General features: G+C 68.4%; 24 protein-coding genes. 13 read left to right on the forward strand and 11 right to left on the reverse strand.

Annotated elements, in window-relative coordinates:
* Positions 1-70: 70 nt before the first annotated feature.
* From G6N24_RS10720 to ctaC, 4 genes are all read right to left on the reverse strand, one after another.
* Positions 71-709 (reverse strand): DUF2561 family protein, encoded by a 639-nt coding sequence (locus tag G6N24_RS10720; RefSeq protein ID WP_085161865.1) that lies wholly within the window; start codon positions 707-709, stop codon positions 71-73.
* Positions 709-1,638, reverse strand: coding sequence for an MmpS family transport accessory protein (locus G6N24_RS10725; RefSeq protein WP_085161864.1), 930 nt, complete (start codon positions 1,636-1,638; stop codon positions 709-711). The genes G6N24_RS10720 and G6N24_RS10725 overlap by 1 nt, the downstream gene beginning before the upstream one ends.
* A 183-nt stretch (positions 1,639-1,821) precedes the next feature.
* Positions 1,822-2,241, reverse strand: a complete 420-nt coding sequence (locus tag G6N24_RS10730) for a cytochrome c oxidase subunit 4 (protein ID WP_085161863.1) — start codon at positions 2,239-2,241, stop codon at positions 1,822-1,824.
* Between the two features lie 7 nt (positions 2,242-2,248).
* The gene (gene ctaC, locus G6N24_RS10735; RefSeq protein WP_085161862.1) at positions 2,249-3,301 is read right to left on the reverse strand and encodes an aa3-type cytochrome oxidase subunit II; all 1,053 of its coding nucleotides are present in this window, start codon (positions 3,299-3,301) and stop codon (positions 2,249-2,251) included.
* Positions 3,302-3,545: 244 nt separating this feature from the next.
* Between ctaC and asnB the strand changes: the two genes are divergently transcribed.
* A complete protein-coding gene (gene asnB / locus G6N24_RS10740; RefSeq protein ID WP_085161861.1) occupies positions 3,546-5,513 on the forward strand; it encodes an asparagine synthase (glutamine-hydrolyzing) in 1,968 nt (655 codons plus the stop codon).
* A 67-nt stretch (positions 5,514-5,580) separates the two neighbouring features.
* On the opposite strand, the gene G6N24_RS10745 is transcribed toward asnB, so the two are convergent.
* Positions 5,581-6,555, reverse strand: coding sequence for a carbohydrate kinase family protein (locus G6N24_RS10745; RefSeq protein WP_085161860.1), 975 nt, complete (start codon positions 6,553-6,555; stop codon positions 5,581-5,583).
* A 183-nt stretch (positions 6,556-6,738) separates the two neighbouring features.
* On the opposite strand from G6N24_RS10745, the gene G6N24_RS10750 reads away from it, so the two are divergent.
* The gene (locus G6N24_RS10750; protein WP_085161859.1) at positions 6,739-7,365 is read left to right on the forward strand and encodes an Rv0361 family membrane protein; all 627 of its coding nucleotides are present in this window, start codon (positions 6,739-6,741) and stop codon (positions 7,363-7,365) included.
* Positions 7,366-7,385: 20 nt separating this feature from the next.
* On the opposite strand, the gene G6N24_RS10755 is transcribed toward G6N24_RS10750, so the two are convergent.
* A complete protein-coding gene (locus tag G6N24_RS10755; RefSeq protein WP_085161931.1) occupies positions 7,386-7,748 on the reverse strand; it encodes an iron-sulfur cluster assembly accessory protein in 363 nt (120 codons plus the stop codon).
* 87 nt (positions 7,749-7,835) lie between these two features.
* Positions 7,836-8,912 (reverse strand): glycerate kinase family protein, encoded by a 1,077-nt coding sequence (locus G6N24_RS10760; RefSeq protein WP_139822509.1) that lies wholly within the window; start codon positions 8,910-8,912, stop codon positions 7,836-7,838.
* Between the two features lie 221 nt (positions 8,913-9,133).
* Here G6N24_RS10760 and G6N24_RS10765 point away from each other — a divergent pair, with 221 nt between their 5' ends.
* From G6N24_RS10765 to G6N24_RS10780, 4 genes are read left to right on the forward strand one after another with little or no spacing between them, the layout of a single operon-like run.
* Complete coding sequence (locus G6N24_RS10765; protein ID WP_232070794.1) at positions 9,134-9,781, forward strand: DUF3043 domain-containing protein; 648 nt, start codon at positions 9,134-9,136, stop codon at positions 9,779-9,781.
* Positions 9,782-9,807: 26 nt separating this feature from the next.
* The gene (locus G6N24_RS10770) at positions 9,808-10,353 is read left to right on the forward strand and encodes a bifunctional adenosylcobinamide kinase/adenosylcobinamide-phosphate guanylyltransferase (RefSeq protein ID WP_085161857.1); all 546 of its coding nucleotides are present in this window, start codon (positions 9,808-9,810) and stop codon (positions 10,351-10,353) included.
* Positions 10,350-11,405, forward strand: a complete 1,056-nt coding sequence (cobT, locus tag G6N24_RS10775) for a nicotinate-nucleotide--dimethylbenzimidazole phosphoribosyltransferase (protein WP_085161856.1) — start codon at positions 10,350-10,352, stop codon at positions 11,403-11,405. Before G6N24_RS10770 ends, cobT begins: the two co-directional genes overlap by 4 nt.
* Positions 11,402-12,133 carry an adenosylcobinamide-GDP ribazoletransferase gene (locus tag G6N24_RS10780; RefSeq protein WP_085161929.1) on the forward strand — a complete coding sequence of 244 codons (732 nt, stop codon included), beginning with the start codon at positions 11,402-11,404 and terminating at the stop codon, positions 12,131-12,133. Before cobT ends, G6N24_RS10780 begins: the two co-directional genes overlap by 4 nt.
* Positions 12,134-12,201: 68 nt before the next feature.
* Here the strand turns inward: G6N24_RS10780 and G6N24_RS10785 are convergent, their stop codons facing one another.
* Positions 12,202-13,308 (reverse strand): branched-chain amino acid aminotransferase, encoded by a 1,107-nt coding sequence (locus G6N24_RS10785; RefSeq protein ID WP_085161855.1) that lies wholly within the window; start codon positions 13,306-13,308, stop codon positions 12,202-12,204.
* A gap of 54 nt (positions 13,309-13,362) precedes the next feature.
* Positions 13,363-14,466 carry a glycine cleavage system aminomethyltransferase GcvT gene (gene gcvT / locus G6N24_RS10790; RefSeq protein ID WP_085161854.1) on the reverse strand — a complete coding sequence of 368 codons (1,104 nt, stop codon included), beginning with the start codon at positions 14,464-14,466 and terminating at the stop codon, positions 13,363-13,365.
* 96 nt (positions 14,467-14,562) lie between these two features.
* Between gcvT and G6N24_RS10795 the strand changes: the two genes are divergently transcribed.
* Together G6N24_RS10795 and G6N24_RS10800 are read left to right on the forward strand one after the other, a co-directional pair.
* The gene (locus G6N24_RS10795) at positions 14,563-15,687 is read left to right on the forward strand and encodes an adenylate/guanylate cyclase domain-containing protein (protein ID WP_085161853.1); all 1,125 of its coding nucleotides are present in this window, start codon (positions 14,563-14,565) and stop codon (positions 15,685-15,687) included.
* 11 nt (positions 15,688-15,698) lie between these two features.
* Positions 15,699-17,246 (forward strand): leucyl aminopeptidase, encoded by a 1,548-nt coding sequence (locus G6N24_RS10800; protein ID WP_085161852.1) that lies wholly within the window; start codon positions 15,699-15,701, stop codon positions 17,244-17,246.
* A 9-nt stretch (positions 17,247-17,255) separates the two neighbouring features.
* On the opposite strand, the gene G6N24_RS10805 is transcribed toward G6N24_RS10800, so the two are convergent.
* Complete coding sequence (locus G6N24_RS10805; protein ID WP_085161851.1) at positions 17,256-19,040, reverse strand: SDR family oxidoreductase; 1,785 nt, start codon at positions 19,038-19,040, stop codon at positions 17,256-17,258.
* 207 nt (positions 19,041-19,247) lie between these two features.
* On the opposite strand from G6N24_RS10805, the gene sucB reads away from it, so the two are divergent.
* From sucB to G6N24_RS10830, 5 genes are read left to right on the forward strand one after another with little or no spacing between them, the layout of a single operon-like run.
* On the forward strand, positions 19,248-21,005 hold the full coding sequence (sucB, locus tag G6N24_RS10810; protein WP_085161850.1) for a 2-oxoglutarate dehydrogenase, E2 component, dihydrolipoamide succinyltransferase: 1,758 nt from the start codon (positions 19,248-19,250) through the stop codon (positions 21,003-21,005).
* A 15-nt stretch (positions 21,006-21,020) separates the two neighbouring features.
* Positions 21,021-21,929, forward strand: a complete 909-nt coding sequence (locus G6N24_RS10815; protein ID WP_085161849.1) for a TIGR01777 family oxidoreductase — start codon at positions 21,021-21,023, stop codon at positions 21,927-21,929.
* Between the two features lie 34 nt (positions 21,930-21,963).
* Positions 21,964-22,662, forward strand: a complete 699-nt coding sequence (lipB, locus tag G6N24_RS10820) for a lipoyl(octanoyl) transferase LipB (RefSeq protein ID WP_085161848.1) — start codon at positions 21,964-21,966, stop codon at positions 22,660-22,662.
* The gene (gene lipA, locus G6N24_RS10825; RefSeq protein ID WP_085161847.1) at positions 22,659-23,609 is read left to right on the forward strand and encodes a lipoyl synthase; all 951 of its coding nucleotides are present in this window, start codon (positions 22,659-22,661) and stop codon (positions 23,607-23,609) included. The genes lipB and lipA overlap by 4 nt, the downstream gene beginning before the upstream one ends.
* Before the next feature lie 5 nt (positions 23,610-23,614).
* Positions 23,615-24,367, forward strand: coding sequence for a DUF4191 domain-containing protein (locus G6N24_RS10830; RefSeq protein ID WP_085161928.1), 753 nt, complete (start codon positions 23,615-23,617; stop codon positions 24,365-24,367).
* Positions 24,368-24,374: 7 nt separating this feature from the next.
* Here the strand turns inward: G6N24_RS10830 and G6N24_RS10835 are convergent, their stop codons facing one another.
* Positions 24,375-24,806: an RDD family protein gene (locus G6N24_RS10835; RefSeq protein WP_085161846.1), complete on the reverse strand. Its 432-nt coding sequence runs from the start codon at positions 24,804-24,806 to the stop codon at positions 24,375-24,377.
* Positions 24,807-24,963 lie beyond the last annotated feature (157 nt).

Below are 24,963 nucleotides of genomic sequence, written 5' to 3' on the forward strand. Positions count from 1 at the left end.
GCGCCTACTTGCCGCACGCCGTCTCCCCCAGCGGGCTCGTTTGCGTCGCCAACGGCCGAGCCCGCTAGTGCTAATGACCGGCAAGCACACGCCGCAGCTGCCGAACGTGCAGCCACTCAATTACCGGCATTCCCAGGGTGACGAGCCCGGCCAGGCCATAGCAGACCCAGGAAGCACCGTCGTGACGAACGGCCATCAGGTAGGTCGCCGCTGCGACCGCGATCAGTGCGATCCCCATGGTGGCCGTCAGCGCGAGTGTCCCGCGCAACCAGATCCGGTCTACCGCCTCTCCCGACCACTCGGCGACCTGCGAGAACGCTTTGACCTGCGTCGAGCGTGCTGTCCCACCCCGAGTGCGATTCGCGGCAGATCCCGGCCTGACCGGCTGCCCGCCGCGTACCGACACACCTACTGACCGGGCAGCTGGCTCACGGTGGGCCATGCGGCGTGCGCGCAGCAGCACAGGGATCGCCCCCACGATGATCAGCGCAGAGACAATGATGACGGCGTACAACACCCAAGTGGTGTGCGGGTTCCTCGCCATTTTGTGGAAACCGCGGCCCAGGTCGACCAGCGCCACAGTGGCGGCCACGCTCACGCCTATCAAGACCAGCCAGATCGCCGCGCACGCTCCGACAAGGACTCGATCGACGACGTCCGGGGGGACCGTATCCGGCCCACGCCGGTACGCGGAATACCTGCTGACCATCAGCAACTCGTTTGCGGTGCGTCATTGGTGTTGGACGACAACACCGTTCCGTCGCTTGTGGTGATCGAGCAGTTTAGTTTGCTGACCCGGAAAAGGCTGGAGGCCTCGACGGAACCGACATCGGACTGCGAGATCGGTGTGACCGTCATCGACCACGGGATGTACACATTGTGCTGGGTGCGTCGCCGACCGGAGGCGTCGACGTAGGTCACCGAAATGATGTCGCCCGGCGCCTTGGTCCCGGTCACCGAGTAGGTGACTTGGCGAGGACCGGCCGGCGTCGTGGTCGTGGTCGCGGGTGGGGCCGCCGCGGTGGTGGTCGCCGGTGGCGGCACGGAGGTGGTCGCCGGGGGCGGGGGCGTAGTGGTCTCAGGTGGCGGAGGGGTAACCGTCACTGTTTGGGTCTCCGTCGCTGTCGGAATCGCGGTAGTCGGCGGTGGTGGTGGCGGCGGCTTGGTGGTCGTGATCTCGTCCTGAACCGGCGCTGCCGACGACGTCGTTTCGGGTATGGCAAGTTTGCTGGTGCCCGTGCGTGTGACGAGCAGCGATACCGAAACCACGAGCGCGATCGCGGCCAAGATCGCGGCGACGCCGACCACCCACGGCCACCGCGGAACGGCCTGTTCGTCATCCAGGTCGGACTCGTCGTAGCTGTCGTAATCGTAGAGCCCGAGATCGGCCGGCACGTACGGGCCGCCGGTGAATTGCTCGGACTCCGGAGCGGAGTAGGCCCGCGAGTAAGCGCCGGTCTCGCCCGGGTGCTCGTTTAGCTGGGCTTCGCCGCTGTCGTAGGGTTCCAGTTCGCCCCCGTGGAGGCGGCTGGCATCCACGTGCAGTTCCTCCCCGGCCTCGCCGATGGGTTCTAATTCGGCGCTGGGCACACTGGCGGAATTGGCTTCTTCTGGTCCCGGGGGATTCGGCCCGCTCATCTTTGCCTACCCTGTCCAACTGCAAAACCAGCGCACGACGCCCCGCGGCTGCATCCTTGCTCATGCGCTCGGTGGATTCTCATTGTGCTTCGCCAAACCCTACCCAACTGGGCCGGGCGGAGAAGTCACGGCGAACTGGCTCCCGACCAACTGATGCCCCGATTGTGACCTTCTCGGTGCCGGTCAGTGCTTCTCAGGACCGACGTAGTACTCGAAGACCAGTCCAGCCGCCGACCCGAGGATGAATACCACGCCGGCGACGATCAGCCACGGCAACCACAGCGCGATACCGACGGCGGCCACCGATCCCGACAGCGCGACCACAATGGGCCACCAGCTGTGCGGCGCGAAGAACCCCAATTCCCCTGCGCCGTCACTGATCTCAGCCCCCTCGTAGTCCTCGGGCCGGGCATCCAGACGGCGGGCCACAAACCGGAAGAATGTGGCCACGATCAGGGCCAGGCCGCCTGTGAGCGCCAGCGCGGTGGTGCCGGCCCACTCGACACCGCCGGTGGCGAACATCGCAGTCAGCACGCCGTACAGGACCGTCGTCAAGACAAAGAATGCGGCGACGAACTCGAACAGTCTGGCTTCGATGTGCATGGGGTCCTTACCTACTGGCTTGGGGGGCCATTTCACCGCGGCGGGTGTCGAACGGGTGAGTGGTCACCGCGACCGGCGACTGGTTGATCGCGAGCAATGCCTCGGCGTTGTTCTTTCCGTCGATGCGTTGCTGCAAGTAGGCCTTGAAGTCGTTGGGGGACACCACCCGAACCTCGAAGTTCATCATCGAGTGATAGGTGCCGCAAAACTCGGCGCAGTGGCCCACAAACGCCCCGGTCTTGGTGATCTCTTCGATCTGGAAAACGTTAACGGAGTTGTTTGCTGCCGGGTTGGGCATCACGTCCCGTTTGAACAAGAACTCAGGCACCCAGAAGGTATGCACGACGTCGGCCGAGGCCATTTGGAATTCGATACGCTTGCCGGCGGGCAGCACCAGGACGGGAATTTCGGTGCTGGTTCCCAGCGTCTCGACCCTGTCGAAGTTGAGGTAGGTCCGGTCCTCCGTGTTCAGCCCGCGCACCGGCCCGACGAGCTCTTCACCGTGCGAGTCTTTGCCCTCCGGCTTGGAGACCATGGCTTTCTTGCGCGCCTCGTCGGCGCCTTCGTAGGTCAGTGTGCCGTCTTTGAAGTTGACCCTCTGGTAACCGAACTTCCAGTTCCATTGGAACGCGGTGATGTCAATCACGACCTCGGGATCCTTGGCGATGTGCAGCACCTTCTCCTGCACCACCACGGTGAAATAGAACAGCACCGAGATGATGAGGAACGGTGTGACGGTAAGCACCAGCTCCAGCGGCATGTTGTAGCCGAACTGACGGGGCAATTCGGTGTCGGATTTCTTCTTCCGATGGAAGGCGGTGGTCCAGAAAATCAGGCCCCACACGATCACCCCGACGACCAGCGACGCGATCACCGCTCCGATCCACAGTTGCCGGTTGAGGTGGGCCTCCGGGGTAATGCCCTCCGGCCATCCCATGGCAAGCGCTTCCGACCAGCTGCAACCGCTCAGGGTGACGGCCAGCGCCCCCAGAGTCCCGGCCAGCGCCAGCGGCCGAAGACGACGGGAGCGTTGCGAACGGCCGGGCTCGCGAGGTGTCACGTTGGCGCCTCCTGTATCACAAGCTGGGCCGACTGGGCGCTAGCGCCACGTGCGGCAGCGACCGTCGGCTAACTCGGATGTCGAATACTACGCAGCGTAGACCACGCCGCTCGCCCGGGCGACGACGCGGGCCGTAACCGCGACTCGCGGCGCCCCGAAACGGGCGCAACCCGACCGGCCCGTCATCGCGCCCCACCCGGTGCCGCATCCACAAGCGGCGCCGATTGCGGCATACTGAGGCGCCGTGTGTGGACTGCTGGCCTTCGTCGCGGCCCCGGCTGTCGGTGTTGGCGGCGCCGACGCTGCCGCCAAGGCCGACAGCGCCATCGCTCGCGCGCTGCATTTGATGCGCCACCGCGGGCCCGACGAGCCGGGCACCTGGTCCGATCCGGCTGCCGACGGGGCGGTGGTGTTCGGATTCAACCGGCTGTCCATCATCGACATCGCGCATTCCCACCAGCCGCTGCGGTGGGGGCCACCGGAGGCGCCCGACCGCTACATCCTGGTGTTCAACGGCGAGATCTACAACTATCTCGAGCTGCGCGACGAACTTGCCACCCAGCACGGCGCCGTTTTCGCCACCGACGGCGACGGCGAGGCCATCGTCGTCGGTTACCACCACTGGGGCGGCGGAGTCTTGGAGCGACTGCGCGGCATGTTCGCGTTCGCGTTGTGGGACACCGTCAGCGGCGAATTGTTCTGCGCCCGAGACCCCTTCGGCATCAAGCCGCTGTTCATGGCGACCGGCGCCGGCGGCACCGCGGTGGCGAGTGAGAAAAAGTGCCTGCTGGACCTGGTCGAGTTGGTGGGACTCGACATGGGGATCGACCATCGGGCCCTGCAGCACTACACCGTCCTGCAGTACGTGCCGGAACCCGAGACGCTGCACCGCGGGGTGCGCCGGCTCGAATCGGGCTGCTACGCGCGGGTCCGGCCTGGGCTCAAGCCGGAGATCACCCGCTACTTCGTGCCGCGCTTTGCCGCCACGCCAATCACCACCGACACCGAACAGACCCGCTACGACGAAATCACGGCGGTACTTGAGGATTCGGTCGCCAAGCACATGCGCGCCGACGTCACCGTCGGCTCGTTTCTGTCCGGGGGTATCGACTCGACGGCCATCGCGGCGCTGGCCATTCGGCACAACCCCCGACTGATCACGTTCACCACCGGTTTCGAACGCGAGGGATTCTCCGAGCTCGACGTGGCGGTGGCCTCGGCCGAGGCCATCGGCGCGCGCCATATCGCCAAGGTGGTCAGCGCGGAGGAGTTCGTTGCCGCATTGCCCGAAATCGTCTGGTATCTGGACGAGCCGGTCGCGGACCCGGCGCTGGTGCCACTGTTCTTCGTCGCCCGGGAGGCCCGCAAGCACGTCAAAGTCGTGTTGTCGGGCGAGGGCGCCGACGAGCTGTTCGGCGGCTACACGATCTATCGGGAACCGTTGTCGTTGAAGCCCTTCGAATACCTGCCCCGCCCATTGCGGCGGTCGATGGGCAAGGTGTCCAAGCCGCTGCCGGAGGGGATGCGCGGCAAAAGCCTGCTGCACCGCGGATCGATGACGCTCGAGGAGCGCTACTACGGCAATGCCCGCAGCTTCTCCGACGCGCAGCTGCGCGACGTGCTGCCCGGGTTCCGGCCCGACTGGACCCACACCGACGTCACCGCGCCGGTGTACGCCGAATCGACCGACTGGGACCCGGTGGCTCGGATGCAGCACCTCGACCTGTTCACCTGGCTGCGCGGCGACATCCTGGTCAAGGCCGACAAGATGACCATGGCCAACTCGCTTGAGCTGCGGGTGCCCTTTCTCGATCCCGAGGTGTTCGCCGTGGCCTCCCGGCTTCCGCTGGAGGCCAAGATCACCCGCACCACCACCAAATACGCGCTGCGGCGCGCGCTGGAGCCCATCGTGCCGGCACACGTGCTGCACCGGCCCAAGCTGGGTTTCCCGGTCCCGATCCGGCATTGGCTGCGCGCCGGCGAATTGCTGGAATGGGCCTATGGGATGGTGGCCTCGTCGCAGGCCAGTCAACTGGTCGACCTGATCGACCTCGCCGCGGTGCGACGGATGCTCGACGAGCATCGAAGTGGTGCCAGCGACCACAGCCGCCGATTGTGGACCATGCTGATCTTCATGCTGTGGCACGCGATCTTCGTCGAGCACAGCGTGGTGCCGCAGATCGTTGAGCCGCAGTATCCGGTCCAGTTATGACGGCGAGGAGACGCAAAGGCCCCCGAAAACCGCGGTTTTCGGGGGCCTTTGCGTCTCCTCGCGGGGGCTAAGCCAGCACGGCGCCGATCTCGGCGGCGGCGTCCTCGCCGTACGCGCCGGCTAGCCGGGTCACCGCGACCGTGTGGTCCCAGTCCCACTGCTGGGTTCCGGTCGACTCCAGCACCAGCACCGCAACGAGCGAGCCCAGCTGCGCCGAACGCTCCAGGCTCAGGCCAGCGCTGCGCCCGGTGAGGAATCCAGCCCGGAACGCGTCGCCGACGCCGGTGGGGTCGGTCTGGCTGATCTCGGGCACCACACCGACGTGGATCGTGGTGCCGTCAGGCTCCACCAGATCCACGCCCTTGGGACCCAGTGTGGTCACCCGCAGGCCGATCTGGGCCATTACGTCGGCCTCCGACCAGCCGGTCTTGGACAGCAGCAGGTCCCATTCGTAGTCGTTGGTGAACAAGTAAGAAGCGCCGTGGATAAGCTTGCGGATTTCCTCGCCGGAGAGCCGGGCCAACTGCTGGGACGGGTCAGCGGCGAAGGCCAGCCCGAGCGCGCGGCACTCCTCGGTGTGCAGGAACATCGCCTCGGGGTCGTTGGCGCCGATGATCACCAACTCGGGGGTGCCGATGGCCGACACCACGTCGGCGAGCTTGATGTTGCGGGCCTCCGACATGGCGCCCGGGTAGAACGACGCGATCTGGGCCATGTCGACGTCGGTGGTGCAGGTGAAACGTGCCGTGTGCGCCGTCTTGGAGATCAGCACGTTTTCACAGTTGACGCCGTGCTTTTGGAGCCAATCCCGATAGTCGGCGAAGTCATCCCCGGCCGCGCCCACCAACGCAACCTCACCGCCCAGCACGCCGATGGCAAAGGCCATGTTCCCTGCCACCCCCCCGCGGTGCACCACGAGGTCGTCGACCAGGAAGCTGAGCGACACCTTGTGCAGGTGTTCAGGCAGCAGCTGCTCGGAAAATCGGCCAGGAAACCGCATCAGGTGGTCCGTGGCAATAGAACCCGTTACCGCGATTGTCACTAAATCTCCGCCCTTCGTTCGTAAGGTCGTCTAGCCTACCCACGGATATCGGGCGTCATTGCAACCTCAGCCGCCGGCAGGTGGTGCGCTAGCCTGCCTAGAGAGCTAACTCCGTTGCCAGGATTGCATGCTTTGGCGGCAACCGCTCGTCGTCTGAAGTCCACAACCGTAGGAGAAACCACGATGGCCGGTCCGCACCCGTCGAACCACGCTGTCGGCACCGACGGTCCGCTGCCCTACCCGGACGACGCGGCGTCCCCGTCAGCCACCTACCCCGCCGCCTATCCCGGGCAGCTGCCGCCACCGGTGTCCTACCCCGAAAGGCGGCCCAAGCGCCTGCTGATCGGCACGCTGGTGGCCATCGCGCTGGTGGCCGCGATGACGGCGGCGATTGTGTACGGGGTCCGCACCAACGGGGCCAACACCGGGGCCACATTCTCAGAGGTATCAGCCAAGACCGCGATTCAGGGGTATCTGGACGCGCTCGAGCATCACGATATCGACACCATCGCTCGCAACGCGCTGTGCGGCATCTACGACGGCGTGCGCGACCGGAGGTCCGACCAGGCCCTGGCCAAGTTGAGCAGCGACGCGTTCCGCAAGCAGTTCTCACGGGCCGAGGTGACCTCGATCGACAAGATCGTGTACTTGTCGCAGTATCAGACCCAGGTGTTGTTCACCATGCAGGTGACACCCGCGACCGGCGGCCCGCCGAAGGGTCAGGTGCAAGGCATCGCGCAGGTGCTATTTCAGCGTGGCCAGATCTTGGTGTGCTCCTACGTGCTGCGCACCATCGGAGGACGATACTAAAATTTGCTCGACCTACCTGGTCAGTTGAACGAATCCCCGCACGCGCAGGAGCCGGTGGCGTTGGGGTTGTCAATGGTGAACCCCTGCTTCTCGATGGTGTCCACGAAGTCGATCGACGCGCCCTCGACGTAAGGCGCGCTCATCCGGTCCACGGTCAACGTCACGCCGCCGAACTCCGCGGTCAGGTCACCGTCCAGCGTCCGGTCGTCAAAGAAAAGGTTGTAGCGCAGCCCAGCGCATCCGCCCGGCTGGACCGCGATCCGCAGCGCCAGGTCGTCGCGTCCCTCCTGGTCCAGCAGGGACTTCGCCTTGGCGGCGGCGGCCTCGGTCAGGATCACGCCGTGGGTCTGGGTATTGGCGCTCGACTCGTTCTGCACCGTCATCGCGTCTCCTAGATGCATCATCGTTTGGATGGGTCTGCCCATTTTGATCAATCGGGGGCCAAATCCACCCGGGGAAAGCCCACTCCCTCAACGGTACCTTGCCGGACCGGTATTCCCGAGTCGGTCGGCCACCTGAGACGCCAGACCCATCAGCTGGTTGGCCGCGTCGGCCAGGGCCAGCCGCACCGAACCGGCGTATTCGGCGATGGATAGCGCGGACATAATGCCCGCTGCCCGGGTCGCGGACTTGTCCAGCGCGACCTGCCCGGCCAGCACTATCACCGGAATCCCCAGCGGCCGCGCCGCGGCCGCGATCTCGCCGACCACCTTTCCGTGCAGGGACTGCTCATCGAACCGGCCCTCGCCGGTGACGATCAGCTCCGCATCGGCAATGTCGTCGTCGAAATGGGTGTGCTCGGCGATGATTGCCGCCCCGGACTCGCACCGGCCGCCGAGGGCCAGCAGACCGGCCCCGATGCCGCCGGCGGCACCCGCACCCGGCTCGGCGCTTACGTCCCTTCCCGCGGCAGCGTCCAGTTCCATCGCCCAGGCCTCGAGGCGGACTTCGAGTCTTGCGACGGTCGCCGTGTCCGCGCCTTTCTGCGGTGCAAACACCCTGGCCGCGCCCCATGGCCCCAGCAACGGGTACTCGGTGTCCGAGGCGGCGATCAGCTCGACGTCGGCCAGCTTTCGGCGGGCAGCCTGCAAGCCGCCGAGCTCGGCGATCATTGCCTTCCCGCCGTCGGTACATGCGCTGCCGCCCAGCCCAACCACAATGCGCCTCGCGCCGGCCTGCAGCGCAGCGGCGATCAACTGGCCGACTCCCCTGCTATGGGCCGCCAGAGCCGTCTCCGGCGTGGGTGGGCCGCCGAGCAGCCCCAGACCGCACGCCTGGGCACACTCCAGATACGCCGTCGCCGACCCCGCATCGAACACCCACGCCGCGTTCACGACGGTGTCTAGCGGCCCGGATACCGGCAATCGCCGCAACCCCCCCAACCGGCTGCTCAGCACCTCCACGAAACCCGGGCCGCCGTCGGACTGCGGGGCGATGACGAAGCGGTCGTCCGGACGGGCCCGGGTCCAGCCGGTAGCGATGGCGGCAGCGGCCTCAACCGCGGACAGGCTGTCGCCGTAGCAATCCGGCGCGATCAGCACCCGCATCTCGGGTAGCTGAAGCCGGCCGGGCCTCAGGGCACCGACGGCATCATCCGAGGCCCGCTCGTCGTTCATCACTGGCCAGCGTAGGTCCGCGCATTGGCGCGTGCCTAACACTGGCAAATTCCGGGCCGTTTCTCCTGCTGCCCCGCCCGCGAAGTAACCTGACGACTGTGAAGCTGCTGGGCCGCAAGAAGGGCGATCAAGGGGGCGATCGAACGGGCACAGTGGTACCGGACACGCCCGGCGACAGTGTCGGTGCGGCCCGCAGTTCGGCCCCTGCCTCGAGCGCGTCGCGTACCACCGGCCCCAAGGGGCGACCCACACCCAAGCGCAGCGAGGCCACCCGGCGCCAAAAGGGCCCGGTTGTACCGGCACCCATGACGGCCTCGGAGGCGCGGGCCCGGCGCAAGACGTTGGCCGGCCCCAAACCCAGCCGCGAGGAACGTCGGGCCGAACGAGCGGCGAGCCGGGCCCGGATGACGGAACGGCGCGAGCGCATGATGGCCGGCGAAGAGGCCTACCTGCTGCCCCGCGACCAGGGCCCGATACGCCGTTACGTCCGCGACGTGGTTGACTCCCGGCGCAACGTGCTTGGCTTGTTCATGCCGTCGGCCCTGGCGTTGCTGTTCGCCATGTTCGCCGTCCCGCAGGTGCAGTTGTATATGTCCCCCGTGATGCTGGCGCTGATGGCGCTGATGTCGGTCGACGCCATCATTTTGGGCCGCAAGGTGAGCAAGCTGGTCGACGCGAAGTTCCCGAACAACACCGAAAGCCGCTGGAAGCTGGGGCTTTACGCGGCCGGCCGGGCTTCGCAGATGCGCCGGATGCGGGCTCCCCGACCGCAAGTCCAGCGCGGCAGCGGTGTCGGCTAGCAGTCGCCCGGGAAGGCTGACCCTCAATGCGCACCCTGGTACTCGGCGGGATCAGGTCGGGTAAATCCCGGTGGGCGGAGGAAGCCATCGCCCAGTCACTGGCACCCGGCCAGCCGGCCCGCTACCTGGCCTCCGGGCTGTCCGCCCACACCGACCCCGACTGGGCGCGACGTGTCGCCGCGCACCGCGACCGTCGACCCGAACACTGGTCGACGGTCGAAACCGACGACATCGCGACCCATTTGCGGCAGTCGCCGGACATCCCGACGCTCGTGGACGACCTGGGCGCCTGGCTGACCAGGACCCTGGACCGCGACCACGCGTGGGACGACGGATCGGCGGCGGTCCCCCTGCCAGAAACGGATGAGCTGCTCGCCGCGGTCGGCGAGTTTCTGTCAACGCTGGTGCTGGTCAGCCCCGAGGTCGGTCTGACGGTGGTGCCCACCACCGCGTCAGGGCGCAGATTCGCCGACGAGCTGGGCGCCCTCAACCAGCGAATGGCCGCGTTGTGCGACCGGGTGGTGCTGGTGGTGGCCGGGCAGGCCGTCTCGATCAAGCCGTCGCCATCATGATCGAATTCGCGCCGGTCTCGCCGCCCGATTGGGACGCGGAAACCGCCGCCCGGGCCCGCCAGGACACCCTGACGAAACCGCGGGGCTCGCTGGGCCGCCTCGAGGAGCTGTCGGTCTGGATCGCGTCGTGCCAGGGGCGCTGCCCACCGCGCCAGTTCGAACGGGCGCGGGTGGTGGTGTTCGCCGGCGACCACGGTGTCGCGCGCTCCGGGGTCTCGGCCTACCCGCCGGAAGTGACCGCCCAGATGGTCGCCAACATCGACGGCGGCGGGGCGGCCATCAACGCGCTAGCCGACATCGCCGGTGCGACGGTGCGGGTCGCGGACCTGGCGGTGGATGCGGACACGCTGCCGGAGCGGATCAGCGTCCACAAGGTGCGGCGCGGCAGCGGCGACATCACAGTCGAGGACGCGTTAAGCCACGACCAGGCCGCCGCGGCGATCGCGGCCGGTCAGCAGATCGCCGACGAGGAGGTCGACGCCGGTGCCGACCTGCTCATCGCCGGCGACATGGGAATCGCAAACACCACCCCCGCAGCGGTTCTGGTCGCTGCGATGACGGACGCCGAGCCGGTCGCGGTGGTCGGCTTCGGCAGCGGTATCGATGACGCCGGCTGGGCACGCAAGACGGCCGCGGTGCGCGACGCCCTGTTCCGGGCGCGGACGGTGTTGCGCGACCCGGTCGGGCTGCTGCGCTGCTGCGGCGGCGCGGACCTGGCCGCGATGGCGGGCTTTTGCGCGCAGGCCGCCGTCCGGCGCACCCCGCTGCTGCTTGACGGCATGGCGGTGACGGCCGCGGCGCTGGTCGCCGAGCGTCTCGCGCCCGGCGCCCGGCTCTGGTGGCAGGCCGGTCACCGGTCCACCGAACCGGGTCACGGACTGGCCCTGGCGGCCCTGCGATTGGAACCGGTTCTGGACCTGCGCATGCGGCTGGGCGAGGGCACGGGAGCCACCGCGGCGCTGCCGGTGCTGCGCGCCGCGGTGGCGGTACTGTCTTCGATGGCGACCTTCACCGAGGCCGGTGTCGCTACCCGGTGCGAGCCGACTCCCTGATGCGTTCACTGGCAGCAGCTTTCGCCTTCGGGACAATCATTCCCGTCCCGGGTTCTTGGGCCACCGCGATGGGCCGCGGCGCCATGACCGCGCTCCCGTTGGTCGGGGCCGCGCTGGGCGCACTGGCCGCGGGGATCACCTGGGCCGGTGCGCTGGCGTTCGGCCCGTCCAGCCCGCTGTCCGGGCTGCTCGCGGTCGCGGTGGTGCTGCTGGCCACCCGCGGACTGCACATCGACGCCGTCGCCGACACGGCCGACGGGCTGGGGTGTTACGGACCGCCGCAGCGGGCGCTCGAGGTGATGCGTGATGGGTCAACCGGACCATTCGGAGTGGCGGCCGTCGTGTTGGTGATCACGTTGCAGGGGCTGGCCTTCTCCGCGTTGAACGCGGCGGGGATCCTTGTGGCCGTTCTCGCCGGGCGTGTCAGCGCGGTGCTCGCCTGTCGCCGGTCGGTGCCGGCGGCCGACGGCAGCGCCCTGGGCGCGCGGGTCGCCGGTACGCAGCCCGCGCCGGTGGTGGCGGCCTGGCTCGCGGCGCTGCTTGCCGTTTCGCTACTGGCGAGCCCTCGGCTCTGGCAAGGGCCCGTTGCGGTGCTGGCGGGCGTGTGTTGCGGCGCGGCCCTGGTCGGGCATTGCGTGCGCCGGTTCGGCGGCATCACGGGCGACGTGCTGGGCGGTGCGATCGAATTGACGACGACGGTGAGCGCCGTGGCGCTTGCCGGCTTTTAGCTTGCGAGGAGCCGCAAAAGCACCCAATTCGGTGCCGAATTGGGTGCTTTTGCGGCTGCTCGCCCTACCTAAGCCAACCGCAGCATCCAGCCGTGGGTGTCGGCGAAGGTGCCCCGCTGGATCCCCGTCAGGGTGTCGCGCAGCGCCATCGTCACTTCACCCGGTTGGCCGTCGGCGATGGTGAACTCGCTGTCGCCGTACTTCACCCGCGAAACCGGGGTGATGACGGCGGCCGTGCCGCAGGCGAACACCTCGGTGATCTCGCCTGCGGCGGCCTTCTTCTGCCACTCGGCGATATCAATCTTGCGCTCTTCGACTGCGAAGCCGGCGTCAATAGCCAACTGCAACAACGAGTCCCGCGTGATGCCGGGCAGCAGTGACCCGGACAGCTCCGGGGTGACCAGGCGCGCGGAGCCGCCGCTGCCGAGCACGAAGAAGATGTTCATCCCGCCCATCTCTTCGACGTAGCGGCGTTCGACCGCGTCCAGCCACACCACTTGATCACAACCATTGTCGGCGGCTTGGGCCTGCGCCAACAGCGACGCGGCGTAGTTGCCGCCGAACTTGGCCGCTCCGGTGCCGCCCGGGCTGGCCCGCACATACTCCGTCGACACCCAGACGCTGACGGGGTTGATGCCGCCCTTGAAATACGCGCCGGCCGGCGAGGCGATCAGCAGGTACCGGTACTGCTTGGCCGGCCGCACCCCAAGTCCCGGTTCGGTGGCAAAGATGAACGGCCGCAGATACAGCGCCTCTTCGCCGCCGGCGCGCGGCACCCACCCGTCGTCGACTGCGATGAGCTGACGCAGGGACTCGATGAAAATCTCGTCGGGCAATTCCGGGATCGCCAACCGCCGGGCCGACGAACGCAACCTAGCCGCGTTGGCCGCGGCCCGAAACGACACGATCGACCCGTCCGCCCAGCGGTAGGCCTTGAGCCCCTCGAACACTTGCTGCGCGTAGTGCAACACGATCGCCGATGGATCCAGCTCGATCGGGCCGTACGCGATGACCCGCGCGTTATGCCAACCCCGGCCCTCGTCGTAGTCGATCGACACCATGTGGTCGGTGTGGTATTTGCCGAAGCCGGGCTCGGCCAGGATTGACTCACGCAGCGCGTCGGTTGCCGGGTTCGCCGCGCGGGCAACCGTGAACTCGAGTGAGCCGCTGGCCATGGCGCCGATTGTATATCTGCGTGCCAACCGGTTTTTGCCGCGCGAGGCGGTCCGCTAGCGGGTTTTCACCTCGACGAAGGGCGGACGCACCACTTCGCACTCCACGGCGCGGCCGCGGATGTCGACGGTGATTTGCTGGCCATCCTCTATCGCCGCGTCGGCGTCGATCAACGCCAGCCCGATGCCGACCTGCAACGTCGGGGAAAATGTTCCCGACGTGGTGACCCCTACCTTGGTGTCACCGTCGAGCACCGTCAGACCGGGGCGCAGGACACCGCGACCGACCATGCGCAGCCCGCGCAGCAGCCGCCGCGGTCCGGCCGCTTTCTCCGCCAACAGTGCGTCGCGGCCAAAAAATGCGTCCTTGTTCCAGCCGATCGCCCAGCCACAGCGGGCCTGCAGCGGCGAGATGTCGAGCGCAAGTTCGTGTCCGTGCAGCGGATAGCCCATCTCGGTGCGCAGCGTATCGCGGGCGCCCAGCCCGGCGGGCTCGCCGCCGGCGTCGGAGACCGCGGTCACCAGCGCGTCGAACACCACACCCGCCGTCTGCCAGGGCGGCAGCAGTTCGTAGCCGTGCTCGCCGGTGTACCCGGTGCGGCAGACGCGGACCGGGACACCCGAGTACGAGGAGTCGGCGTAGCCCATGTAATCCATGTCGGTGGGCAGCCCCAGGGAGCCGAGCACATCGGTCGACCGCGGCCCCTGCACCGCCAGCACCGCGTAGCTCCGATGTTGGTTGGTGATCGTCAGGCCGGCCGGAGCAGCGGCCCGTAGCGCGTCGACCACCGCGGCGGTGTTGGCGGCGTTGGGCACCAAAAAGATCTCGTCGGCGTCGACGTAGTAGGCGATCAGGTCGTCGATGACGCCGCCGGATTCGGTGCAGCACAACGTGTATTGCGCCTTGCCCGGCCCGATGCGGCCCAGGTCGTTGGTGAGCGCCGAGTTGACGAACTTCGCGGCCCCCGGTCCGCGGACCAACGCCTTGCCGAGGTGGCTCACGTCGAACAGCCCGACCGCGTTGCGGGTGGCGTTGTGCTCGCTGACGGTGCCGGCATACGACACCGGCATCAGCCAGCCGCCGAATTCGGCGAAGCTTGCCCCTAGTTGGCGGTGGCGGTCTTCAAGCGGTCCATGAAGCAGATCTGGCGCGGCGGTCACGGCGTCCCACCCTAGCTCGTCGACGATGCGCGCCGCGAAGCGGCGGGAGGAGGCGAGCAATTCAGCCAGGGCAGCGCTACTGGCACACTTGGGTGGGTGTCCGAGTCCCTCGATTTCGAAGCGCTGGAGGCCGCCGGAATCGCCAACCCGCGCGAACGGGCCGGCCTGATCGAGTACCTGAACGGGCTCGGCTTCACGCTCGACGAAATGGTGGAAGCCGAACGTCGCGGCCGGCTGTTCGGGCTTGCCGGCGACGTCCTGCAATGGTCCGGGCGGCCGATCTACACGCTGCAGACGGCCGCGGAACAACTCGGGTTATCCGCCGAGGACGTGGCCCGCGCCTGGGCTTTGCTCGGGCTCACCGTCGCGGGTCCCGACGTTCCCGCGCTGAGCCAGGCCGACGTCGACGCCCTGTCGACGTGGGTCGAAATCAGGGCGCTGGTCGGCGAGGACGGCGCGGCCGGCATGCTGCGGGTGCTCGGCGCCGCGATGGCCCGGCTCGCGGAGGCCGAGTCGACCGTGATCCGCACCGGGTCGCCGGACATCCAAATGACGCACACCCACGACGAACTCGCCACCGCGCAGGCCTACCGCGCGGTCGCCGAGTTCGTCCCCCGGATCGGGGCGCTGATCGACACCGTTCACCGCCACCATCTGATCAGCGCCCGAACCTATTTCGAGGGTGTCGCTCGCGACACGTCGGCGAGCGTCGTGTGCGGCGTCGGATTCGCGGATCTGTCCAGCTTCACCGCGTTGACCCGGACGCTCACGCCCGCGCAGCTGTCGGACTTGCTCACCGAGTTTGGCGCCACCGTTGCTGACGTGGTGCATGCCGACGGCGGCCGCGTGGTGAAGTTCATCGGCGACGCCGTGATGTGGGTGAGCCCGGCGCCCGAGCGGCTGGTCAAGGCGGCGTTTGATCTCGTCGACCATCCCAGGGCGCGCGAAGCCGCGCTGCGGGTGCGTGCCGGCCTTGCCTACGGAACGGTGCTGGCCATCAACGGGGATTATTTCGGCAGCCCGGTCAACCTGGCGGCACGACTCGTGGCGGCCGCGGCGCCGGGGCAGATCCTGGCCGCACCCGAACTCCGTGACAAGTTGCCGGACTGGCCTGCGATCGCCCACGGCCCGTTGACCCTCAAGGGTTTTGACGCCCCGGTGACCGCCTACGACCTGCACGCCGGGACACCGCCGAGCCAAGTCCCCACCGCTGATGACTAGGGTGATTGCCCGTGACCACCGAACCGGGTTACCAGTCCCCCTCCGTAACAGTCGCCACATCGCTGCCCAAACGTGGTGTGGCCTCTTCGGTATTGCTCGTGCCGGTCGTTTCGGCCGGCGACGAAGACAGGCCGGGCGCGGCCCTTGCCGCGGCCGAACCTTTCCTGGCCGCCGACGCGGTGGCCGAAATCGAGGCCGGCCTGCGCGCACTGGACGCGACGGGCAGTGCTGAACAGGTGCACCGGCTGGTCGTGCCGTCGTTGCCGGTGGGCAGCGTGCTGACGGTCGGGCTGGGCAACCCGCGCGACGACTGGCCGGCCGACACGATCCGTCGCGCCGCCGGTGCCGCGGCGCGATCAACTGGCAATGCCGAGGCGGTGATCACCACGCTGGCCGAGTTGCCCGGCGAGGGCGTGTGCGCTGCCACCGTCGAGGGACTGATCCTGGGCAGCTATCGGTTCAGCGCCTTCCGCAGCGCCAAGACCGCGCCGAAAGACCCTGGGCTACGCAAGATCACCGTGCTATCCGCAGCAAAGGACGCCAAGAGGCAAAGCGCGCACGGCGCCGCCGTCGCCACCGCCGTCGCCACCGCCCGCGACTTGGTCAACACTCCCCCGAGTCACCTGTTTCCCGCCGAATTCGCCAGGCGCGCAAAGGCTTTGGGTGAGTCCGTCGGGCTTGAAGTGGAGGTGCTCGACGAGAAGGCGCTGCGCAAGGCCGGCTACGGCGGGGTAATCGGTGTCGGCCAGGGCTCGTCGCGGCCGCCACGACTGGTGCGGCTGATCCATCGGGGATCGCGGCTGGCCAAGAACCCGAACAAGGCCAAGAAGGTGGCCCTGGTCGGCAAGGGCATCACCTTTGACACCGGCGGGATCTCGATCAAGCCGGCGGCGTCGATGCACCACATGACCTCGGACATGGGCGGGGCCGCCGCGGTCATCGCGACCGTCACGCTGGCCGCGCGGCTCAAGCTGCCGATCGACGTGATCGCCACGGTGCCGATGGCCGAGAACATGCCGTCGGCAACGGCGCAGCGGCCGGGCGACGTGTTGACCCAATACGGCGGCACCACCGTCGAGGTGCTCAACACCGACGCGGAGGGCCGGCTCATCCTGGCCGACGCCATCGTTCGGGCATGCGAGGACAGTCCGGACTACCTGATCGAAACTTCGACGCTGACCGGAGCGCAGACGGTGGCGTTGGGCGCCCGCATACCCGGCGTGATGGGCAGCGACGAGTTCCGCGACCGGGTCGCCGCGATCTCGCAGCGGGTGGGTGAGAACGGCTGGCCGATGCCGCTGCCCGACGAACTCAAGGACGACCTGAAGTCGACCGTGGCCGACCTGGCCAATGTGAGCGGGCAACGCTTCGCCGGCATGCTGGTGGCCGGGGTGTTCCTGCGCGAGTTTGTCGCCGACGGGGTGGGTTGGGCGCACCTCGACGTGGCCGGGCCGGCGTACAACACTGGCAGCGCGTGGGGCTACACACCCAAGGGCGCCACCGGTGTGCCGACCCGCACCATGTTCGCGGTGCTGTCCGACATCTGCGAAAAGGGCTGAGCTAACTCGTCAGATCACCCGCATCCGCGCGGCACTGCGCAGCGCCTGCGGCAGCACGCGGGAAATGCCGTACAGCGCATAGGCTTCCGGCGCGACCGGCCGGATCGGCTTGTCCTTCTTGACCGCCGACACGATCGCGTCGGCAACCTTGTCCGGTCCGTAGCGGCGCAGCGCGAACATCTTGTCGATCTGTCCGCGCCGGCCGTCGACGTGCTCGTCGTCCTTTCCGGGCGGCGCGTCGAAGCGGGTGGTGTTGATGATGTTGGTGTTGATGACGCCGGGGCAGACCGTGGTCAAACCCACACCGGCGGCGTCGAGTTCGGCTCGCAGGCAGTCGGAGAACATGAATGTCGCAGCCTTCGACGTGCAGTAGGCGCTCAGCGACTGCAGGGGCGCGTAAGCGGCCATCGAGGACACGTTGACGATGTGGCCGCCGGTGCCACGCTCGACCAGACGCCGGCCAAAGGATCGGCAGCCGTTGACCACGCCGCCGAGATTGACGGCCAGCACGCGGTCGAACTGCTCGGCCGGCGTGTCCAGGAACCGCCCCGCCTGCCCGATGCCGGCGTTGTTGACCACGATGTCGGGCACGCCGTGTTCGGCGCTGACCCGCTCGGCGAAGGCTTCGACCGCGTCGGCGTCGGACACGTCGAGCACATACGCGTGCGCCACGCCGCCGCGCGCGGCGACCTCGGCCGCGGTTTCCTTGACCGTGGCCTCGTCGATGTCACTGACGACGAGCTCGGCGCCGTCGGCGGCGAAGGCCAGCGCCGTCTCGCGACCGATCCCGCTGCCGGCCCCGGTGACCGACACCAGGGTGTCGCCGAAGTACCCGCGCGGGCGGCCGACCTGGGCTCGCAACAGCCCCCGGCTCGGCCGTTTGCCCTCCGTCAGGTCGGCGAGGTCGCGCACCGCGGCCGCCATCACCTGCGGGTGCGACATCGGCGAAAAATGGCCGGCTTTGATGTCACGCCGCCACAACCGTGGCACCCAGCGCGCGGTCTCGTCGTAGCCGTAGGGCCGCACGTACGGGTCATCGGTGTTGACGATGAGTTGCACCGGCACGTCGACGATCTGGATCGGCTGGGCGCGCCAGCGGCGGGAGAACGAACGAAAGTAGTTGGCGGGGTACGTCTTCACCGAGTGGGCTGCATCGCGGGCCAACTTGTCGGAGTGATGGATCCTCTCGACGGGGACGTTGCCGACCATACGGCGCCGGACGGCCGCGCTCGCCAGTGCCACGCGAAGCAGCAGCGGTGTCAGCGCCGGTATCGAGAACAGCACCATGTACGTCAACCGCAGCGCCTGGCTAACCGCGCGCGCGAACGTTCGTGGGCGCCAGGGCCGCCGCAACCCGCCGAGGACGTAATCGACCAGCTGCTGCTGGCTTGGGCCGGACACCGACGTGAAGGAGGCCACCGTGTCGCGGGAACCGGGCCGGCCCAGGTACTCCCACACCCCGACCGAGCCCCAGTCGTGGGCCAGCACGTGCACCGGCCGGCCGGGGCTCAACTCGCCGATGACCGCGGCGAAATCGTCGGCAAAACGGGCCATGGTGTACGCCGAAACCGGCTTGGGCACCGACGACAGGCCGACACCGCGGTTGTCGTAGCGGATGATCCGGAACCGCTCGGCCATGAGCGGAACGACGCCGTCCCACAACACGTGCGAATCCGGGAAGCCGTGGACCAGCACCACCGTGGGGCCCTGGGGGTTGCCGTCCTCGTAGACCGCGATGCGGACGCCGTCCGCGCTGTCGACGAACCGCTGCGCTTCCTGTTGTGTTGCCGGCACCGGACCTCCTCCTCGTCGCCTCACGGTAACAAGGGGGTCCGACGGCGGCTCGGAACGCCTGAGCCCGCCCCGCCCTCACGATGCGCCGACCGAGGCGCGTGACAGGATAGTTTCGGCATCTACTGCATTCCATGCCCGGTGCACGACCGTGTGGTAAGCCAGAGGTCGACCTGTGCCGACCGACGACCGATCGAGGAGTCAACAGCGATGGCCTTCTCAGTCCAGATGCCGGCACTCGGTGAAAGCGTTACCGAGGGGACGGTCACCCGCTGGCTCAAGCAAGAAGGCGACACGGTCGAGCTCGACGAGCCCATCGTCGAGGTGTCGACCGACAAAGTCGACACCGAAATCCCGGCGCCCGCCGCGGGTGTGCTGACCAAGATCATCGCCCAGGAGGACGACACCGTCGAGGTCGGCGGCGAGCTGGCCATCATCGGGACACCCTCGGAAGGCGGCGGGGAGGCGGCGCCGACCGCCCCGGCGGCGCCCGCACCCGAACCCGGCCCCCAGGCCGAACCCGCGCCCCGGCCCGAACCCCAACCCGAACCGGCAGCGGCGCCGGCCCCGGCGGCGTCAGGCGCCCCTTTCGGTGGCGACGCGACGCCGGTGCTGATGCCCGAACTCGGCGAGTCGGTGGCCGAGGGCACCGTGACCCGCTGGCTCAAGAGGATCGGGGATTCGGTTCAGGTTGACGAGCCGCTGGTGGAGGTGTCCACCGACAAGGTGGACACCGAGATTCCATCGCCGGTGGCCGGTGTCCTGGTCAGCATTACGGCCGACGAGGACGCCATCGTCCCGGTGGGCGGCGAGTTGGCGCGGATCGGCGTCACCGCCGCGGCCGCCGCGGCCGCCAAACCAGAACCCAAGCCCGAGCCCGGGCCGGAACCCAAGCCGGAGCCAGCCGCCAAGCCCGAGCCCGTGCCGAGGGCCGAACCGGCGCCCGCGCCGGGGGCGGAACCGGCACAGCCACCGGCGCCGGCGGCGGTCCAACCCGAAACCGCCGTCGTAGGCGCGCCCTACGTGACCCCGCTGGTGCGAAAGCTGGCCAGCGAAAACAACATCGACCTCACCCAGGTGACGGGCACCGGCGTGGGCGGTCGCATCCGCAAGCAGGACGTGCTGGCCGCCGCGCAGAAAAGGGAGGCCGCGAAGGCGGCCCCCGCCCTCGCGGCCCAAGCACCCGCCGCCGCGCCGGCTCCGAAGGCCCCCCCGGCGCCCGCTCCGGCACCAGCACTGGCACACCTGCGAGGTACCACGCAGAAGGCCAGCCGGATTCGCCAGATCACCGCCAACAAGACCCGCGAATCGCTTCAGGCCACGGCGCAACTCACCCAGACCCACGAGGTCGACATGACCAAGATCGTGGGGTTGCGGGCCAGGGCCAAGGCCGCATTCGCCGAGCGCGAAGGCGTGAACCTGACCTTCCTGCCGTTCATCGCGCGGGCTGTGATCGACGCCCTCAAGATTCATCCCAACATCAACGCCAGCTACAACGAGGAAACCAAGGAGATCACCTACTACGACGCCGAACACCTCGGGTTCGCCGTCGACACCGAGCAGGGCCTGCTCTCCCCCGTCATCCACAACGCCGGCGACTTGTCGCTGGCCGGGCTGGCCCGCGCGATCGCCGACATCGCGGCCCGGGCACGCTCGGGCAACTTGAAACCCGACGAGTTGTCCGGCGGCACGTTCACCATCACCAACATCGGCAGCCAGGGCGCGCTGTTCGACACGCCGATCCTGGTGCCGCCGCAGGCCGCGATGTTAGGCACCGGAGCCATCGTCAAGCGGCCGCGGGTGGTCGTCGACGACAGCGGCAACGAGTCGATCGGGGTCCGCTCGGTCTGCTATTTGCCGCTGACCTACGATCACCGACTGATCGACGGCGCCGACGCCGGACGCTTCCTCACCACCATCAAGCATCGGCTCGAAGAGGGAGCGTTCGAGGCCGATCTGGGGCTGTAGGGAAAGGCTTGAGTCGTGGCCGCCGTCGTCGCCATAGCGGGTTCGTCTGGCTTGATCGGCTCCGCGTTGACGGCGGCGTTGCGCGCCGCCGATCACACGGTGCTGCGCATCGTGCGCCGGACACCGGCGAATGCCGAAGAACTGCACTGGAACCCCGAGAGTGGTGAGTTCGATCCGGCTGCGCTCACCGAAGTCGACGCCGTGGTCAACCTGTGCGGCGTCAACATTGGCCAACGCCGGTGGTCCGGGGCGTTCAAACAGAGCCTGCGAGACAGCCGGATCACGCCGACCGAAGTGCTGTCCGCTGCGGTCGCCGACGCGGGCGTCGGCACCCTGATCAATGCCAGCGCGGTCGGCTACTACGGAAACACCAAGGACCGCGTCGTTGACGAAACCAATTCGGCGGGAACGGGTTTCCTGGCACAGCTGTGCGTGGACTGGGAAGCGGCCACGCTGCCGGCCCAATATGGCGGCACCCGCGTCGTGCTGGCCCGCACCGGGCTGGTGCTGTCGCCGGCGGGCGGGGCGCTGCGACCGATGCGGCCGGTCTTCTCGTTGGGTCTCGGCGCTCGGCTGGGCAGCGGCCGCCAGTACATGTCGTGGATCAGCCTCGAGGACGAGGTGCGAGCGCTGCTGTTCGCCATCTCCCACCCCACGCTGTCCGGCCCGGTCAACATGACCGGGCCGGCGCCCGTGACCAACGCCGAGTTCACCACGGCGTTCGGCCGCGCGGTCAACCGCCCGACTCCATTGATGCTGCCCGGTTTCGCGGCACGCGCCGTGCTCGGCGAGTTCGCCGACGAGGTGCTGTTGAACGGTCAACGCGCCATCCCCGCCGCGCTGGAACGCGCCGGTTTTCAGTTCCACCACAACACGATTGGCGAGGCGCTCGGATACGCTACCGCCCGGCGCCACCAGGATTAGGCCCGACAGCGACGCGCCGGGTAGCCTCGCCATTGTGACTGGTTCCATCCGGTCGAGCTTGGCCGCAATCGACGTCCGCCAGCTTGGGACGGTCGACTACCTGGCCGCCTGGCAGCTGCAGCGGGACCTGGCCGACGCTAGGGGCGCCGGCGGCACCGACACGCTGCTGCTGCTGGAGCACCCACCGGTCTACACTGCCGGGCGACGCACCGAACCGCACGAACGGCCGGTCGACGGCACCCCGGTGATAGACACCGATCGCGGCGGCAAGATCACCTGGCACGGTCCGGGACAATTGGTCGGCTATCCGATCGTCGGGCTGGCCGAACCCCTCGATGTCGTCGATTACGTTCGGCGCCTCGAGGAAGCGCTGATCAAGGTGTGCGGCGACGTCGGCCTGCAGGCGATACGGGTCGACGGCCGCTCGGGAGTGTGGTTGGCGGCCGGCGGCGGCCGGCCGGCCCGCAAGGTCGCCGCCATCGGCGTTCGGGTGTCGCGGGCGACGACGCTGCACGGGTTTGCGCTCAACTGCGATTGCGACTTGGGCGCGTTCACGACCATCGTGCCGTGCGGCATCAGCGACGCCGGGGTGACGTCGTTGTCGGCCGAACTCGGGCGCACGGTCGCCGTCGACGGCGTCCGCGCGGCCGTCGCCGAGGCCGTCTGCGACGCGCTGGACGGTGTCCTGCCCTCAAGTCAACACAGCGCCGCCCGCGTAGCATCAGCGATGTGACCGTCACTCCCGAAGGACGCAAACTGCTGCGCCTGGAAGTGCGCAACGCGCAGACCCCGATCGAGCGCAAGCCGCCGTGGATCAGGACGCGCGCCCGGATGGGTCCGGAGTACACCGAGCTGAAGAGCCTGGTCCGGCGGGAGGGTCTGCACACAGTCTGCGAGGAGGCCGGCTGCCCCAACATCTTCGAATGCTGGGAGGACCGGGAGGCCACGTTCTTGATCGGCGGTGACCAATGCACCCGCCGTTGCGACTTCTGCCAGATCGACACCGGCAAGCCCGCCCCCCTGGACCGTGACGAGCCCCGGCGGGTCGCCGAGAGCGTGCGAACGATGGGGCTGCGCTATGCCACCGTCACCGGCGTCGCCCGCGACGACCTGCCCGACGGTGGGGCCTGGTTGTACGCCGAAACCGTGCGCGCGATCAAGGAACTCAACCCGTCGACCGGCGTGGAGCTGTTGATTCCGGACTTCAACGGCGAGCCCGCCCGGCTGGCCGAGGTCTTCGAGTCCCATCCGGAAGTGTTGGCGCACAACGTCGAAACCGTGCCGCGGATCTTCAAACGGATCCGGCCCGCCTTCACCTACTCGCGCAGTCTGGACGTGCTTACCGCGGCGCGCGACTTCGGGTTGGTCACCAAGAGCAACCTCATCCTCGGCTTGGGCGAAACCCCCGACGAGGTGCGCACTGCGCTGGCCGATCTGCGTGCCGCCGGCTGCGACATCGTCACCGTCACCCAGTATCTGCGGCCGTCGGCGCGCCACCACCCCGTCGAGCGCTGGGTGACGCCCGAGGAGTTCGTCGAGTTCGCGCAGTTCGCCGAAGGGCTGGGCTTCGCCGGGGTGTTGGCCGGGCCGCTGGTGCGGTCCTCGTACCGCGCACGCCGGCTCTACGAACAGGCCCGCGTCTCCTCGGCATCCCATCAACCGGTTCGTCCGTATTCTTGATGATTATGGCCAAACCCCGAAATGCCGCAGAAACCAAGGCCGCCAAGGCGCAAGCGAGAGCCGCGCGCAAGGCGGCGGCCAGAGAGCGGCGCAGTCAGCTGTGGCAGGCGTTCACCATCCAACGCAAGGAGGACCAGCGGCTGCTGCCGTACATGATCGGCGCTTTCGTGCTGATCGTGGGCGCCTCGGTGGGGGTCGGCGTGTGGGCCGGCGGGTTGACCATGATCACGTTCATCCCGCTCGGCGTGGTGCTGGGCGCGCTGGTGGCGTTCATCATCTTCGGCCGGCGAGCGCAGCGATCCGTCTACCGCAAAGCCGAAGGACAAACCGGCGCGGCCGCATGGGCGCTGGACAACCTGCGCGGCAAGTGGCGGGTGAGCCCCGGGGTGGCCGCCACCGGCCACTTCGACGCCGTGCATCGGGTGATCGGCCGGCCCGGCGTCATCTTCGTCGCCGAGGGATCGGCGGCCAGGGTCAAACCACTACTGGCCCAAGAGAAGAAGCGCACCGCGCGGCTGGTCGGCGATGTGCCGATCTACGACATCGTCGTCGGCAACGGCGAAGGCGAGGTCCCGCTGGCCAGGTTGGAGCGCCACCTCACCCGCCTTCCGGCCAACATCAGCGTCAAGCAAATCGACGCGCTCGAGTCGCGACTGGCCGCGCTGGGTTCGCGGGCCGGTTCCGGCGTCTTGCCGAAGGGACCCCTGCCCAGCAACGCCAAGATGCGCGGCGTGCAGCGCACCGTGCGCCGCAGGTAACGCAGGGTCAGCGTCGCACCACCGCGGTGCCGGTCAGGCGGTCCTGCAACCCGCGGCCGTCCGAATCGACGAACAACGGCGGAACCACCAGCCCGATCAGCAGGCCCCTGGCCGTCAACCGGCCGATCCCCACGGGCAGCCGTCCGTTCACCGACACCACCTGGATGCCCAGCACCAGCTGGCCTGGCGTGAACCCGAAAAGCCGCACCGCCACCAGACCAAGCACCAGCCAGATGGCCAGGACCACCGTCGGCAATGTCGGCTTGGACACGACGCCGAATGCCAACGCCAGCAGGGCCAAGCCATAGGCGATCAGCCAGTCGATCAGCAGCGCCAGCAGCCGCCGCACCATCGAGGCCAACGAACCCGGACCGGTCTGCGGCAAACCGAGGGTCTCGCCGGGGTATTTCGGCGGGGATTCGGCCGATTTCCCTGTCATGGGCGTCGTCCTACGGCCCGGTCGGCCCGACGTCGGGACGGCCCGCACAGCCTCCACGGTGGACCAGATACGATCTTGCCGGCCATGACCTCACAATAGGGCCCGGGGCCAGACCGGGTTCTCTGGTGGGTGCCAGGGTCACGTAACGTCTGCGCAA

The sequence above is a fragment of the Mycobacterium lacus genome (assembly GCF_010731535.1).
Classification (GTDB): Bacteria; Actinomycetota; Actinomycetes; order Mycobacteriales; family Mycobacteriaceae; genus Mycobacterium; species Mycobacterium lacus.

Excerpts from the sequence above, each read along its gene's own strand:
- G6N24_RS10720 (WP_085161865.1), bottom strand. The coding sequence starts at position 709 with ATGGTCAGCAGGTATTCCGCGTACCGGCGTGGGCCGGATACGGTCCCC.
- G6N24_RS10725 (WP_085161864.1), bottom strand. The coding sequence starts at position 1,638 with ATGAGCGGGCCGAATCCCCCGGGACCAGAAGAAGCCAATTCCGCCAGT.
- G6N24_RS10730 (WP_085161863.1), bottom strand. The coding sequence starts at position 2,241 with ATGCACATCGAAGCCAGACTGTTCGAGTTCGTCGCCGCATTCTTTGTC.
- G6N24_RS10750 (WP_085161859.1), top strand. The coding sequence starts at position 6,739 with ATGGCCGGTCCGCACCCGTCGAACCACGCTGTCGGCACCGACGGTCCG.
- G6N24_RS10755 (WP_085161931.1), bottom strand. The coding sequence starts at position 7,748 with ATGACGGTGCAGAACGAGTCGAGCGCCAATACCCAGACCCACGGCGTG.
- G6N24_RS10760 (WP_139822509.1), bottom strand. The coding sequence starts at position 8,912 with ATGCGGGTGCTGATCGCGCCGGATTGCTACGGCGACAGCCTGTCCGCG.
- G6N24_RS10770 (WP_085161857.1), top strand. The coding sequence starts at position 9,808 with ATGCGCACCCTGGTACTCGGCGGGATCAGGTCGGGTAAATCCCGGTGG.
- cobT (WP_085161856.1), top strand. The coding sequence starts at position 10,350 with ATGATCGAATTCGCGCCGGTCTCGCCGCCCGATTGGGACGCGGAAACC.
- G6N24_RS10785 (WP_085161855.1), bottom strand. The coding sequence starts at position 13,308 with ATGGCCAGCGGCTCACTCGAGTTCACGGTTGCCCGCGCGGCGAACCCG.
- sucB (WP_085161850.1), top strand. The coding sequence starts at position 19,248 with ATGGCCTTCTCAGTCCAGATGCCGGCACTCGGTGAAAGCGTTACCGAG.
- G6N24_RS10830 (WP_085161928.1), top strand. The coding sequence starts at position 23,615 with ATGGCCAAACCCCGAAATGCCGCAGAAACCAAGGCCGCCAAGGCGCAA.
- G6N24_RS10835 (WP_085161846.1), bottom strand. The coding sequence starts at position 24,806 with ATGACAGGGAAATCGGCCGAATCCCCGCCGAAATACCCCGGCGAGACC.